This window comes from Massilia sp. Root418 (assembly GCF_001425265.1).
In the GTDB taxonomy this organism is placed as follows: domain Bacteria; phylum Pseudomonadota; class Gammaproteobacteria; order Burkholderiales; family Burkholderiaceae_D; genus Rugamonas.
In genome coordinates this window covers 172,341-185,702 of record NZ_LMEC01000025.1, presented here as the reverse complement: position 1 = coordinate 185,702, position 13,362 = coordinate 172,341, and the positions used below count along the sequence as shown (strand labels likewise).

General features: G+C 69.0%; 9 protein-coding genes. 6 read left to right on the top strand and 3 right to left on the bottom strand.

All coding sequences use genetic code 11. From position 1 onward, the window contains the following. Positions 1-73: 73 nt before the first annotated feature. Genes ASC94_RS27590 through ASC94_RS27580 form a run of 3 tightly spaced genes read left to right on the top strand, consistent with a single transcriptional unit; the run spans position 74 to position 2,735 of the window. Positions 74-613 carry a GbsR/MarR family transcriptional regulator gene (locus ASC94_RS27590; RefSeq protein WP_056403972.1) on the top strand — a complete coding sequence of 180 codons (540 nt, stop codon included), beginning with the start codon at positions 74-76 and terminating at the stop codon, positions 611-613. Positions 614-615: 2 nt separating this feature from the next. After that, positions 616-1,254 (top strand): DUF4166 domain-containing protein, encoded by a 639-nt coding sequence (locus tag ASC94_RS27585; RefSeq protein WP_056403970.1) that lies wholly within the window; start codon positions 616-618, stop codon positions 1,252-1,254. After that, positions 1,251-2,735: a TIGR01777 family oxidoreductase gene (locus tag ASC94_RS27580; RefSeq protein ID WP_056403968.1), complete on the top strand. Its 1,485-nt coding sequence runs from the start codon at positions 1,251-1,253 to the stop codon at positions 2,733-2,735. Before ASC94_RS27585 ends, ASC94_RS27580 begins: the two co-directional genes overlap by 4 nt. A gap of 1 nt (position 2,736) precedes the next feature. Here ASC94_RS27580 and ASC94_RS27575 read toward each other — a convergent pair whose 3' ends face one another. Beyond that, complete coding sequence (locus ASC94_RS27575; RefSeq protein ID WP_229417432.1) at positions 2,737-3,264, bottom strand: hypothetical protein; 528 nt, start codon at positions 3,262-3,264, stop codon at positions 2,737-2,739. A gap of 155 nt (positions 3,265-3,419) precedes the next feature. On the opposite strand from ASC94_RS27575, the gene ASC94_RS27570 reads away from it, so the two are divergent. Beyond that, the gene (locus ASC94_RS27570; protein ID WP_056403960.1) at positions 3,420-5,903 is read left to right on the top strand and encodes a S9 family peptidase; all 2,484 of its coding nucleotides are present in this window, start codon (positions 3,420-3,422) and stop codon (positions 5,901-5,903) included. Positions 5,904-5,964: 61 nt separating this feature from the next. Further along, the gene (locus ASC94_RS33325; RefSeq protein ID WP_200955838.1) at positions 5,965-6,111 is read left to right on the top strand and encodes a hypothetical protein; all 147 of its coding nucleotides are present in this window, start codon (positions 5,965-5,967) and stop codon (positions 6,109-6,111) included. A 17-nt stretch (positions 6,112-6,128) separates the two neighbouring features. On the opposite strand, the gene ASC94_RS27565 is transcribed toward ASC94_RS33325, so the two are convergent. Together ASC94_RS27565 and ASC94_RS27560 are read right to left on the bottom strand one after the other, a co-directional pair. Beyond that, positions 6,129-10,694 (bottom strand): translocation/assembly module TamB domain-containing protein, encoded by a 4,566-nt coding sequence (locus ASC94_RS27565; RefSeq protein WP_056403956.1) that lies wholly within the window; start codon positions 10,692-10,694, stop codon positions 6,129-6,131. Beyond that, positions 10,694-12,481, bottom strand: coding sequence for an autotransporter assembly complex family protein (locus tag ASC94_RS27560; RefSeq protein WP_056403953.1), 1,788 nt, complete (start codon positions 12,479-12,481; stop codon positions 10,694-10,696). The genes ASC94_RS27565 and ASC94_RS27560 overlap by 1 nt, the downstream gene beginning before the upstream one ends. 126 nt (positions 12,482-12,607) lie before the next feature. On the opposite strand from ASC94_RS27560, the gene queC reads away from it, so the two are divergent. Then, complete coding sequence (gene queC / locus ASC94_RS27555) at positions 12,608-13,336, top strand: 7-cyano-7-deazaguanine synthase QueC (RefSeq protein ID WP_056403950.1); 729 nt, start codon at positions 12,608-12,610, stop codon at positions 13,334-13,336. Positions 13,337-13,362: the final 26 nt, after the last annotated feature.

Below are 13,362 nucleotides of genomic sequence, written 5' to 3'. Positions count from 1 at the left end.
TCTGTGGAATTGAGTTGACTTTCGTGGCTGGATCGTCTTTAATTTCTGTAACAACAGAAATAAAGGAATCGCCATGCAGCTGACGCCGACCATGCAGAAATACATCCTCCACTGGGGCGAGATGGGCACGCGCTGGGGTGTGAACAGGACGGTGGCGCAGATCCATGCGCTGCTGTTCCTGGCGAACACGCCGCAGACCGCCGAGGACATCGCGGAAACCCTGAACGTGGCGCGCTCGAACGTGAGCAACAGCCTGAAGGAGCTGCAGAGCTGGGGCCTGATCCGCGTGAGCCATGTGATGGGCGACCGGCGCGACCATTTCCTGGCGCTGCAGGACGTGTGGGAGATCTTCCGCGTCATCATCGAGGAGCGCAAGCGGCGCGAGATCGATCCCACGCTGTCCGTGCTGCGCGAGTGCGCCATCGAGGCCGAGCAGGACGCGGCGCTGGAGGATGCCACCAGGGAGCGCATGAACAGCGTGCTGGAGTTCATGGAGATGCTGGGCACGACCTATAACGACTACAAGAACCTGCCGCCCGCCACCATGCTGCGTTTCCTGAAGATGGGCGGCACCGTGGCGCGCTTCCTCGGCCCGGACGGGAAGGACAAGTAGCCATGGCGGCCCATCCATCCGAAGGCGAGTTATTCAAGCGCGTCCTGGGCGCCGAGTGGAGCAAGCTGCACCCCGATATCCAGCGCCGCTTTGACAAGAATCCCGAACCGGGCAAGCCTTTGCTGTACCACGGCCGCCTGGGTGAGCTGCGCGCTTCGCGCTTCGGCAAGCTGCTGGGCCATCTCACGCGGCCGCTGATCCAGGGCGCACTGATCCCGTTCAGCGACACCGACGTGCCGGTCGATATCCAGGTCTATTCGAAGCACGGCAGCCGCAACATCTACAAGCAGCGCATCTACAGCCTGCGCGGGCGCAAGCCGATCCAGTTCACTTCCTACATGGCCGAGAGCGAGCAGGGCGAGGTGCTGGAGTACGTCGGCATGGGGCTGGGCATGAAGCTGCTGCTGCGGGTGGAGGACGGCAACCTGCACTTCACCAGCGACGGCTATTTCTGGGACGTGCTGGGCTGGCGCATGCCGCTGCCCGCCCTGCTCACGCCCGGCAAGACTTTCCTCTGCCACCGCAACAACGCGCCCAACCAGTTCGATATCCGCATCGAGATCCGCCATGCGCTGTTCGGCACCGCCTTTGTGCAGGCTGGCGTATTCCAGGAACGTGAACCAACAAGGGAGGCGGCATGAGCACGCACAAACTGGCGCTGCAATTGATGGCCGCGCAGGGCGCGCTGGGCGCGTTCGATACGCTGTACCACCACGAGCTGACCGAAGCGCTGCCGCAGCGCGCGTCCGCGCGCCGGGAGCTGGGTATCCACGCCGTGCGGGCGCTGATCTACAGCGTGCTGTTTCTTGGCCTGTCGGCCTGGGCGTGGCACGGCATGTGGGCGCTGGCGCTGCTGGCGGTGTTCGGCGTGGAGATCGTGCTCACGCTGTGGGACTTCGTGGTGGAGGACAGGACGCGCCTGCTGCCGGCCACCGAGCGCGTCACGCACACCGTGCTGGCGATGAACGGCGGCGCCTTCATCGCGCTGCTGGCGCTCAATACGCCGGCATGGCTGGCGCAGCCCACCGCGCTGGTGTGGCAAACGCACGGCTGGCTGAGCGTGTTCCTGGCCGCGTGCGGCGTGGGCGTGGGCCTGTCCGGCGTGCGCGATGCGCTGGCCGCCGCCGCGCTGGGCAGGGCGGAACGCGCGGCCGCGCGCGCCGATGGCGATGGCGCCGGCGCGCTTGTCTTCGGGGCGCGCAAGGAAAGCGTGCTGGTGACCGGCGCCACCGGCTTTATCGGCCAGCGCCTGGTGGCCGCGCTGCTCAGGGACGGGCAGCGGGTCACGGTGCTCACGCGCTCGCCGAAGCAGGCGGCCTGGCTGTTCAACGGCGCCGTGCGCTGCGTGGACAGCATGGACGCGCTGGCGCCGTCGGAACGCATCGACGTGGTGATCAACCTGGCGGGGGCGCGCATCCTGGGCTGGCGCTGGACGGCGGCGCGCAAGGCGGCGCTGCGGCGCAGCCGGGTGGCGCTGACCGGGCGCGTGGTGGCGTGGATCGGGAAGGCGGAGCACAAGCCGCGCCTGATGCTGTCGGCGTCGGCCATCGGCTACTACGGCGTGCAGGCCATGGGCGATACCACGCCGCTGGCGGAGCACGCGCCGCCGCAGCCGGTGTTCATGTCGCAGCTGTGCCAGGAGTGGGAGGCGGCCGCCCAGGCGGCGCAGGCGCACGGCGTGCAGGTGGCGTGCATGCGCTTCGGCATGGTGCTGGGGGAGCAGGGCGCGCTTGCGCCGATGCTGTTGCCGATCAAGCTGGGCGTGGGCGGGCCGATGGGCGGCGGCAGGCAGCGCATGTCGTGGATACACGTGGACGATCTGCTGCGCGCGCTGGCGCATCTGTGGCGCACCAATGCGGAAGGCGGCGCGCTGCGGGAAGCCTACAACTTCACGGCGCCGGAGCAGGTGTCGCAGGCCGCATTCAGCCGCACCGCAGCGTCGCTGCTGGGCAGGCCGTGCTTCGTGCCGGCACCGGGCTGGCCGGTGCGGCTGCTGCTGGGGGAACAGGCGGATTTGCTGCTGGAGGGGCAAACGGTGGCGCCGGTGCGGCTGCTGGAGGAAGGCTTCCAGTTCCGCTATCCGGCGCTGCGCGGCGCGCTGGCCGCGCTGCTGGCAAAGTAGATCAGTTCAGCTCTTCCGGCCCGGGCAGCGGCTGCTGCGTGCGGCGCCAGCGTATCATGCCGATCGAGAAGGCGGCGCAGTAGCCCGCCACCAGGCCCAGTACCACCGTGGTGGCCGGGCTTTGCACGAATTCGGTCTGCGACATCAGGTTGGGCGTCTCGACCCGGCTGATCATGTACAGCTCCAGGCCGCGGTACAGCATGCGCGCGGCGAACAGCATGAACACGGTGATGCCGATGCGCAGGTTCGGGGTGAAGAAATAGCGCTTGCCGATGCTTTCGAAGCGCGTGCCCTTCAGGCCGAACACGCCCAGCCAGGCGCCGCCCAGGGCGCCCGCCGCCAGGCAGGACAGGCCCAGCACGTTGTCCAGCATGGACAGCGCCAGCCACGCCAGCAGCACCGGGAAGGCCACGGCGGACAGCCAGTGCCGCCAGACCAGCGATTCCTGCCGTTTCAGCATGCTTTTGATGCGCGAATAGATGCGCCATACCAGCAGCGGGATCAGGACAAGCAGGGCTATCGTGGTCATTTCCATATCGGTTCTTCTCGGCGCGCAAAAGCTCGATTGTAAAGCAAGGGCCGCGCGCCACCCACCTGTGCGACAAATCGATACATGCCGCTGATTGACTTTCAAGTTTTCAGTAAGCAATATGTTTGGTCCTCTGACTTATCCACGAGATAACAATGACCGTACGTAATTCCCTGCTGCCGCTGGCCCTCGGCCTGATGGCTGCCTCGCCGCTGGCCGGCGCCCAAACCGGCGGCTACGCGCTGCCTCCCGCGCCGCTGCAAGCCATTGTCGACGCACCGCGCGCGCCGGTACTGAACCTCAGCCCGAAACGCAACCTGGCCGTGCTGGTGGCCCAGCCCGCGCTGCCCGGCATCGCCGAAGTGGCGCAGCCGGAACTGAAGCTGGCCGGCCTGCGCGTCAATCCGCGCACCTATGCCGCCAGCCGCTTCTCCTTCGGCACCGGCCTGACCCTGCTCGACATCGGCACCCAGAAGGAAAGCAGCATCGCCGGCCTGCCGAAGAACCTGCGCGTGACCGACCTGGCGTGGTCGCCGGACCAGCGCTACCTGGCCTTCACGCATACTGCCTACGGCGACGAGGCGGGCAACGGCGCGGGCAAAAACGCCGGCAAGGGCGCCGGCGTGGAGCTGTGGCTGGTGGACGTGGCCGCCCGCAGCGCGAAGAAGCTGGCGTCGCAGCCGCTGTCGGTGGTGTTCAGCCGCGGCTTCCAGTGGCAGCCGGACGGCAAGGGCCTGCTGGTGCAGCTGCGCCCCGCCGGCCAGGGCCCGGCGCCGCAGGCCGCCGGCATTCCCGCCGGCCCCGCCACCCAGGACAGCCAGCCCGGCGCCGGCACGCGCCTGATCCGCACCTACCCGGACCTGCTGAAGAACGAGGATGACGCCAAGCTTTTCGAACACTACATCACCTCCCAGCTGGCGCTGGTGGACCTGTCGGGCAAGACGCGCCTGATCGGCAAGCCGGGCCAGTATTCGCGCGCCGCGCTGGCGCCGGGCGGCAAATACCTGCTCACGTCCAGCATCGCCCGCCCGTACTCCTACATCGTGCCGGTGTCGAGTTTCGGCGAGCACGTGGAAGTGCGTGAGCTGGACGGCAAGCTGCTGCACACCGTGGCCACGCTGCCGCTGCGCGAAGGCCTGCCGCCGGGGAACGACGCCGTGCCGCCGGGCCAGCGCAACATCAACTGGCGCGTCGATGCACCGGCCACGCTGGTGTGGGCCGAAGCCCAGGACGGCGGCGACCCGGCCAGGGCGGCCGAGGTCCGCGACATCGTCTACACGCAAGCGGCGCCGTTCACGGCCCAGCCCACTGTGCTGGCCAAGCTGGGTTCGCGCTACGCGGGCATCGCCTGGGGCCGCGGCGACGTGGCCCTGCTCAACGAGCGCTGGTACAAGACGCGCGCCGTGAAGCAGTGGAAGATCGCGCCGGACCAGCCGGACGCCGCGCCTGAGCTGATCTACGCCGGCTCCGCAGAGGACCGCTACAACGCGCCCGGCTCGCCGGTGATGCGCGCCGACGCGGCCGGCTTGCCGCGCCTGCTGATCAGCGCCGACAACGCCATCCTGCTGGACGGCCCGGGCGCCTCGCCGGAAGGCGACCGCCCCTTCATCGACCGCCTGAACCTGTCGACCAAGAAGAAGGAGCGCCTGTTCCAGAGCGCCGCGCCATACTACGAGAACGTGGTGGCGGTGCTGGACGAAGACGGCAGCAAGCTGCTGTCCACGCGCGAATCGCCGACCGAGCGCCCGAACTACTACGTGCGCAACCTGGCGCAGCAGGGCGACGCCCAGCTGACCGCGCTGACGCATTTCCCGCATCCGCTGCCGCAGTTGAAGGACGTGCAGAAAGAGCAGATCCGCTACAAGCGCAAGGATGGCGTGGACCTGACCGCGACGCTGCTGCTGCCGCCCAAGTACGACGCCAAGCGCGACGGCCCGCTGCCGATGCTGATGTGGGCCTACCCGCAGGAGTTCAAGTCGGCCGAAGCGGCCAGCCAGACCACCGGTTCGCCGTACAAGTTCAACGCCGTGAGCTACTGGGGCCCGGCGGCCTTCCTGGCCATGGGCTACGCGGTGCTGGACAATCCTTCCTTCCCCATCGTGGGCCAGGGCGAGCAGGAACCGAACGACACCTATCTGCCGCAGCTGGTGGCGGACGCGGAAGCGGCGGTGGACGAGGTGGTGCGGCGCGGCGTGGCCGAGCGCCACCGCATCGCCATCGGCGGCCATTCCTACGGCGCCTTCATGACCGGCAACCTGCTGGCGCACACGCGCCTGTTCAAGGCCGGCATCGCGCGCAGCGGTGCCTACAACCGCACGCTCACGCCGTTCGGCTTCCAGTCCGAAGACCGGCCGTTCTGGAAGGCGCAGGATGTGTACCAGGCCATGTCGCCGTTTAACAACGCGGACAAGATCAAGGACGCGCTGCTGATGATACACGGCGCCGACGACAACAATCCCGGCACTTTCCCGATCCAGAGCGAGCGCATGTTCCAGGCGGTGAAGGGCCTGGGCGGTACGGCGCGCCTGGTGATGCTGCCGAACGAATCGCACGCCTACCGCGCGCGCGAGTCCATCATGCACATGCTGTATGAAACCAACAGCTGGCTGGACAAATATGTGAAGTCAGCCAAGCCGTAAGGAACGGAGCGCCCCCGCGAGGGGGCGTAGAATGGGGCCATTGTTTACCTCGGAGTGAACCATGGCCCCAGATTTCATCCAAGCCCACCGCGCACCCGACCCGGCTCCGGTGGATGACCCGATGCCGGAACCCGTGCCGTTCCATCCCCACCACCCGAATCCGCCCGTGCCGCAGGACGATCCGGTGCCGGACCACAATCCCAGCTAATCCTCAGCCCTGAGCCGCTAGTCGAAGGCCCAGGTGTACAGCACGTCGAGCGCGTTGTTGGTGCCGGTCTGGAACTGCAGCGTGATGCGCGGATTGAGCTTGTAGCGCAGCTTGACCAGGCTGGTGGCCGTGCCCGCGCCCTGCTCGAAGCTGAGGTAGGCGCGCGACGACAGCCGCTTGCCGACCGTGACCACCGTATTCTCCAGCCCCTTGGCCTGCGAGCTGCCGGCCGCCTGGCCCACGCCCAGTTCGTCCAGTCCCAGCTTGCTGGCGATGCCGCCGCCGCTGCCGCCGAAGAGCGCCCCGGCCGCGGTGCCCAGCAGCGCCATTTCATTGCCGCCGGCGTCCGCGATGCCGTGGCCGAGCACCAGCCAGGACAGCTTGTCGCTGTCCGGCACCGAGGGCGTGGACACCAGTTTGGCCTGCGGCGCCAGCGCGGTGCCGCGCACTTCCACGCCGGCTTCCACGTTGGTCTCGCTCAGCTGCTCGCCTTCGGGACGCTTGCGTACTGCCAGGATGTTGAGGCCGGGGTTGTCGTAGGCGCCGGTGAAATTGAGCACGCCGCGTTCAATGCTGAGATTCTGGCCGTAGGCGCGGTAGGTGCCGTTGTCCACGCGGATGCTGCCGGTCACGCGCGGTGGGCGGCGGTCTGCAATGCGCAGGCGGACGGTGCCGGCCAGGTCGGCGTCCAGGCCCTTGCCTTTCAGGTGGAAGTCCTTGCCGAGGTCCGCTTCCAGGTCCACGTTGAGCGGCATGGACTGCACCGCCGCCACCTTGCCGGGCGGCTTGCCGCGTCCCAGCACCACCACGTCGTCGCTGATGGTGGGGCTGTTTTCCGAACCGAGCTCGATGCGGGCGCGGTCGGCTTGCACTTTGCCGTCCAGCTGGAAGTGCTTCTGGTCGCGCACCAGCGTGGCCTGGCCGGTCACGGCCAGGGTGCGGTCGGGGCGGGCCAGCACCAGCAGCTTGTCGGCCACCAGCTTGAGCTGCATGGTGGCCTCCGCGTTGGCCAGCTTGACCCAGCCGTCGGCCTGGGCGCGGCCTTGTTCGCCGTCGAAGGATAGCTTCTGCAGGTTGAGCTGGTCGCCCGCCAGCCGTGCTTGCAGCTGGCCGTTGCGCAGCTTGATGCCCTGCTCGGCCCAGTTGACCACCAGCTTGTCGCCGTTGATGTCGCCGTTCAGCACGGGGTCGGCAATGGTGCCGCTGCCGGTGGCGGACACTTTCAGGGCGCCGTCCAGCTCCAGCCCGAACACGCCGGACAGCGGCGCCAGCCAGGCGATGGAGGGCATGTTGACGCTGCCGGTCATGGCCAGCGGGCTGCTGTTGGCGACGTGGCCGTTCTGCAGCTGGGCGGTGGCGTCGATGCGGGCCTGGCCGGCGCGCGTGCCGTCCAGATTGAGCTGGGTGCGCAGGGCGCCGCCGGCCACGTCGGCGCGCAATTCGAACTGGCGCAGGCCGAGGGCGATGGGCTTGTCGCCGCTGGTGACGGTGATGTCGCCGGCTTCGCGGTAGACGCGCAGCATGCCTTCAATGCTGGCGATGCCCGGCGCCGCGGCCGGCGCTGGAGCCGTGCCGGCGGCCGGGGCGGGCCTGCTCGCTGCGGCAGCGGGCAGCGCCGCTGCGGGTGCCGCTTGCAGGTCCAGCGCCCACGCGGCGCCCAGCGTGAGATCGCTCACCACGTTGTCTCGCCACAGCTCCGACAGCTGCGCCAGGTAGCTGGCCGGCACGCCGGCAGCGGATCCCTTGCTGCGCCAGCGCGGCCCGTTCTTCTCCAGCGAGTCGATGCGGATGCTGCCGTCCGGGAGCTTGATCACGGCGCTCGACAGCGACAGCTGCTCGGGCCTGGCCAGGCTGGCCGCGCCGCCGCCCGCCGCGCCGGCGATGCGTAGCGTTGCTGGCGCCTGCAGGGCGAGGGCGTAGCGGCCCTTGTTCTGCAGCGTGTCGATGGTGCCGGTCCAGACGCTGTCGTCGGCAATGCTGCCGCCGGAGCCGGCGCCGCTGCTGCCGCCGTGGACCTTGACCAGCGCGTCGAATTGCGGATTGCTGGCGCTGAGCTGCAGGGTGTGCGCGGCGCGGGTGCCGCTGGACTGGAAGCGCGCCTTGTCGATGGTGAGGCCGGGCGACACATAGCCCGCCAGTTCCACCTCGCTGGTGAGTGGATCGGCGCCGCCCGCGCCGGTGCCGATGCTGGCGCTGGCCTTGATGCTCTTGATCTGGTGCGCCGTGAACAGGCGCAGGCTGGCGCCATCCATGCTGAAGCTCAGCGCGGGCTGCGCCATGGTGCCGGTCAGCGTGCCGCTGCCGCGCAGCACGCCACCGAAGCCCGCGCCCAGGGTGTTGAGCTGCGGCGCGTCCAGCTTCCAGTCCAGCCGGTCGCGCGCGTTGCCGAAGCCGCCCTTCGCTTGCAGGCTGTTGGCGCCGAGGTGCAAATCGATGTCGGCATTGTCGATGCGGCTGCGGTCGGCCGCCAATCTGGCGTAGCCCGACAGCGCCGCGCCGGACAGCGTGGACGGCTGCAGCTTCAGGTCCAGCGCGGCGCGCCAGTCGGCGGCCAGCCTGCCGCTGCCGCTGAAATCCGCATTGATGCTGCCGGCCGTGTAGGGGCCGAACGCGGCCGGGTTGAAGCGCTGCGCGCTGCCCGACACTTTCAGCTCGGCGTTCTTCCCGGCCAGCCAGACTTCGCCGGCCGCGTGCAGCGCGCTGTCCGGCGCGGGGCGCCTGGCGCCGCCCTGGCCCTGGCCCTGCACCAGGCCGAGGCCTTTGGCGTCCGCGTCGAAGCTGCTGCGCGGCGCGGCATAGGTACCGGTGGCCACGCCGCTGGCGGCCAGGGCGCCCAGCAGGCTGCTGTCCACCGCGGACAGCTGGCGCGCATCCACGCGCCACGCCAGGCGCTCGCCCGGCGCGCCGAAGCCGCCCTTGACGTCCAGCGTGTTCTGGCCCAGCGCCAGCCTGGCGTCCACGCCGCTCAGGCGCGCCGCATCCGCCTGCAGCTTGCCGGCGCCGGACAGCGGCTGGCCCAGCAAACGGCTGCCGGCCAGCTTGAAGTCCGCCGCCACCTGCCATGCCGGCGCCAGCTTGCCGGCCGCGTTGATCTCGCCGTTCAGGTCCGCCGCCGGCAGCGCGCCCAGCGCGGACGGATCGAAGCGCGCCAGGGTGGCGCCGGCCTTGAACGCTTGCTGGTCTTTCAGGCTGGCTTCACCGTTGACGTTGATGCTGCCCTTACCCACGCTGAGGCGGGCCTGCTTGAGGCGCAGCAGGGCGTCGGCCAGCGTGGCCTGTGCTTCCAGGTGCAGGCCGGCTTGCGCCAGGCTGACGGTCAGCGTTTGCGTTTTGCCGGTGCTGCCCAGGGCGATGTCGCCGGCGATTTTTGTACTGTTGATGGCGCCGTGGATGGCGCGCAGGTCCAGGCGGTCGGTATGCAGCTGGAAGGTGGCGGCATCCACGCCGCCATCGATGTCCAGCCGCTGCACGCGGCCGCCGCCGGTGAACTTGCCGGCCGCGCCGAGGTCCACCAGCACCTGGTCGATGGTGGTGGCGGTGAGCGTGCCGCCCAGCAGGCCGCTGACGGCATGCAGCGGAATGCGGTGCTGGTCGAGCGGCCCGGATGCGCCCTGGTTCAGCACCGACAGCTTGCCGCTCACCGCCTGGTTGGGCGCGATCCTGGCCTGCACCTGCATGCTCAGGTCGGCCTGCGGCCAGGCCGGATTGAACAGCGCCGGATTGATGCCGCGCCCGTTGATGTCGGCCGTGCGCAGGATGATGGGATCAAATGGGGCCAGGGTTAATTTCGCGTCGCCATTGGCGTTGCTCGACGTGCCTTGCGCGGCCAGTTCCACCAGCGCCAGGCTGCCGCCGGCCGCCAGTGCAAGCTGGGCCGGTTTGGCGCCGGCCGGGATGCCGGTGGTCTGGGTCAGGCTGGCCTTGGCGTCCAGCGCGAAGGGGCGCTGCGCGCCGATGCTGCCGTCCAGCGCCGCGCGGCCGATGGGCGTCATGGCGCTGGCGCCGCGCACGCGCCAGGCCTTGCTGTCGCCTTCCAGCTTGAGGCGGATGGCGCTGATGACGGTGCCGGCCCCGGTGCCGGCGGCGCCCAGCAGCGTGAGTTTGTCGAGCCGGGCGTCGGCCACGCTGAGGCGGAAGGGCGGCGCCAGCGTTTCGGGCAGCTTGGCCGGCTCGCCCTGTTTCAGCGTTTGCGACACGGCGCTGGCGACGTGCAGCTCGCTGATGGCGATGCCTTCGCTGAAGTACTGCAGCGGCGACCAGTCGATGGTGATGTCGTCCGCCGTCAGCACGCTTTCCGGCGTGCGGTGCACGATGCGGTCGATATGCATGCGGCCATACAGCGAACCGGTGACGCCGGTTGCGGTGATCTGCCCGCCGCTGGCGCTGGCCACCCGCTGCACGATCTGCTGCAGGGTGGACTCGCGGCCCAGCAGCCAGACCAGGCCGGCCAGCAGCACGAACAGCGCGCCCAGGCCGATCAGCGTGCGGCGCAGCCAGCGGCGCGGCGGCCTGGCGCCCCCGGGCGGGGTGCCCGCACCGTCAGCGCCGCCGGGACCGGAATCGGGAGCAGTTATTTCAGCCATCAGAACGTGAACCCCAGTGAGAAGTGCAGACGCGCCTTTTTCACGGCGTGGCCGTAGGCGACATCGACGTTGATCGGGCCGACCGGGCTTTTCCAGCGTGCGCCCACGCCGTAGCCGGACTTCGGATGCAGCCCTGAGAAGGAGTCGGAGGCGTTGCCCGCGTCGTAGAACACGGCGGCGCCCCAGGATGGCTTGAACCAGTACTGGTACTCGGCGCTGCCGGTGGCGAGGTAGCGTCCGCCCACGGTGGCATCGCCCTTGCGCACGCCCAGCTCCTGGTAGGCGTAGCCGCGCACGGACTGGTCGCCGCCGGCGCGGAACTGGTAGATGGCCGGCACGCCGTCCTTCTGCTTGGACGCCAGCGCGCCCAGTTCGCCGCGCAGTATCACCGTGCTCTTGGCCCCGAAGGGGATGTACCACATGGCCTTGGTGCTGGCGCGGATGAAGGGTTCGTCGGTGAGCAGCGGCAGCAGCGCGCCGCCGATCTGCCAGTTCAGCACATGGCCCTTGGTGGGGAACAGCAGGTTGTCCAGCTTCCTGCGCGTGACGGAATAGGTCAGTGGCAGGCTGGTGCTGCGCACATTGGGTTGGCCGGCCACGGTTTTCTGTTCGGTCAGCAGTTCCACGCCCAGGCTGCGCTCCAGCAGCGGCGTGCCCCAGGCACGCTTGGCCGATACCGTGAACACTGTGGTTTCCTCGCCTTCGATGTCGCTGCGCTCGTAGGCGCCGCCGAAGCTGTCGCTGTAGCCGTCCGGCGTCACCGGGAAGTAGAAGTCGCCGCGTGCGGTCTGCTTCTTGGTTTCCAGGGTCAGCGCGCTCTTCATCTTCAGGCCGAAGATGGCCAGGTCGTCGTAGTTGAGCTGGGCCCGGTTGCCGGTGTTGGTGCTATAACCCAGGCCGGCGCTGACGTTGCGGCGCTTGTTCTCCACCACGCGCACCAGCAGCGGCAGCGGCGCCATGGCGTCGGCGCGCTTGCCGGCCGCCGCGTCGAGCTGCTCGTCAAGGACGGCGCTCAGGTCGGCGGTCACTTCCACGCTGGCGAAGTAGCCGGTGTCCTGCAGGCGCGACTGGTAGGCCTGCAGCGCCGCCTCGCTGTAGTAGTCGCCCGGCTTTATCTGGTTCAGGTTGGCCACGATGGAGGCCGGGTAGCGCCGCAAGCCTTCGACGCGCAGCGCGCCGAAACGCAGTTCGGGACCGCTGTCGAGCACCACGCGCAGCGCGGCGGTATGCTGGTCCGGATCGACGGTGGCCAGGCTGTCGGCCAGCTGGGCGCGCGGGTAGCGGGTCTGCACCACCTGGCGCAGCAGGGCGCGCTTGGCCTGTTCCCAGGCATCCTGGCGGAAGATCTCGCCCTCGGACAGCGGCCAGGCCGCCTGCAGCGCGGCCTTGTCGAACGGCGTCTCGCCGCTGCCGGCAAAGCCCTGCAGCACGATCTCCACGCTGCCCACGCGCACCGGCTCGCCGGGCTGCACGTCCACCACCACGGTGGGCGTGCCGCCTTCGCCGTCGCGCAGGCCCTCGATGCGGGTGCTCACCAGCGGCGAGTAGTAGCCGGCCGTGGCCAGCAGGGTTTTTGCCTGTTCGGGCGCGCTGCGCGCCATGCGCTGCAGCTGTTCGCGGTCGATGCGCGGATTGCCGCGAAAGCGCAGCAGGTCCAGGTTGTCGGTCAGCAGGTCCTCCAGCTGGTCCGGCGCATTTACCCGGACGTTGTACTGCAGGCCTTGCGCCAGTGCCGCGCAAGGCAGGGCGCAAGCCAATAACAAGGCGGCCCAGGCACGCTTGCCCATTGCTTTTGTGATGAGTTGTGCCAAAATTCGAGGTCCCGCCGGTTTTTTTAATAGGGAAGCTACCCCGCATGTTACCGGATAGTCCCGAAAGATGGCGTACTACTAAGATTTATTGAAGGCAACAAAATGATCAAGACAGATGCGGCGCTGGTGCTGTTCAGCGGCGGCCAGGATTCCACCACGTGCCTGGCCTGGGCGCTGGAACGCTACGGCAGGGTGGAAACCATCGGCTTTGACTACGGCCAGCGCCACGCCATCGAGCTGACGGTGCGTCCGCAGGTGCTGGCGGCGCTGCGCGCGCACAAGCCGGAGTGGGCGCAGCGCCTGGGCGAGGACCACATGGTCGACCTGTCGCTGATCTCGGCGCTGTCGCAGACGGCCATGACGGAGGATATCGAGATTGTGATGCAGGAGAACGGCTTGCCCAACACCTTTGTGCCGGGCCGCAACCTGATGTTCATGACGGTGGCCGCCACGCTGGCATACCGGCGCGGCCTGAACGTGCTGGTGGGCGGCATGTGCGAGACGGATTTCTCGGGCTACCCGGACTGCCGCGACGACACCATGAAGGCGCTGCAAGTTGCGCTGAACCTGGGCATGGATACCCGCGTCAAGCTGGAAACGCCGCTCATGTGGCTGGACAAGGCGCAGACCTGGACCCTGGCCGAGCAGCTGGGCGGCGCGGCGCTGGTGGACCTGATCCGCTCGGCCACGCACACCTGCTACCTGGGCGAGCGCGGCGCGCTGCACGACTGGGGCTACGGCTGCGGCACCTGCCCGGCCTGCGCGCTGCGCGCGCGCGGCTACCGGCAGTATGCAGAGGGCGCCGGCGGCAGCGGCGGCGCCGTGGCGTAGCGCTGCGGCGCGGCAGCAGCGCGGGC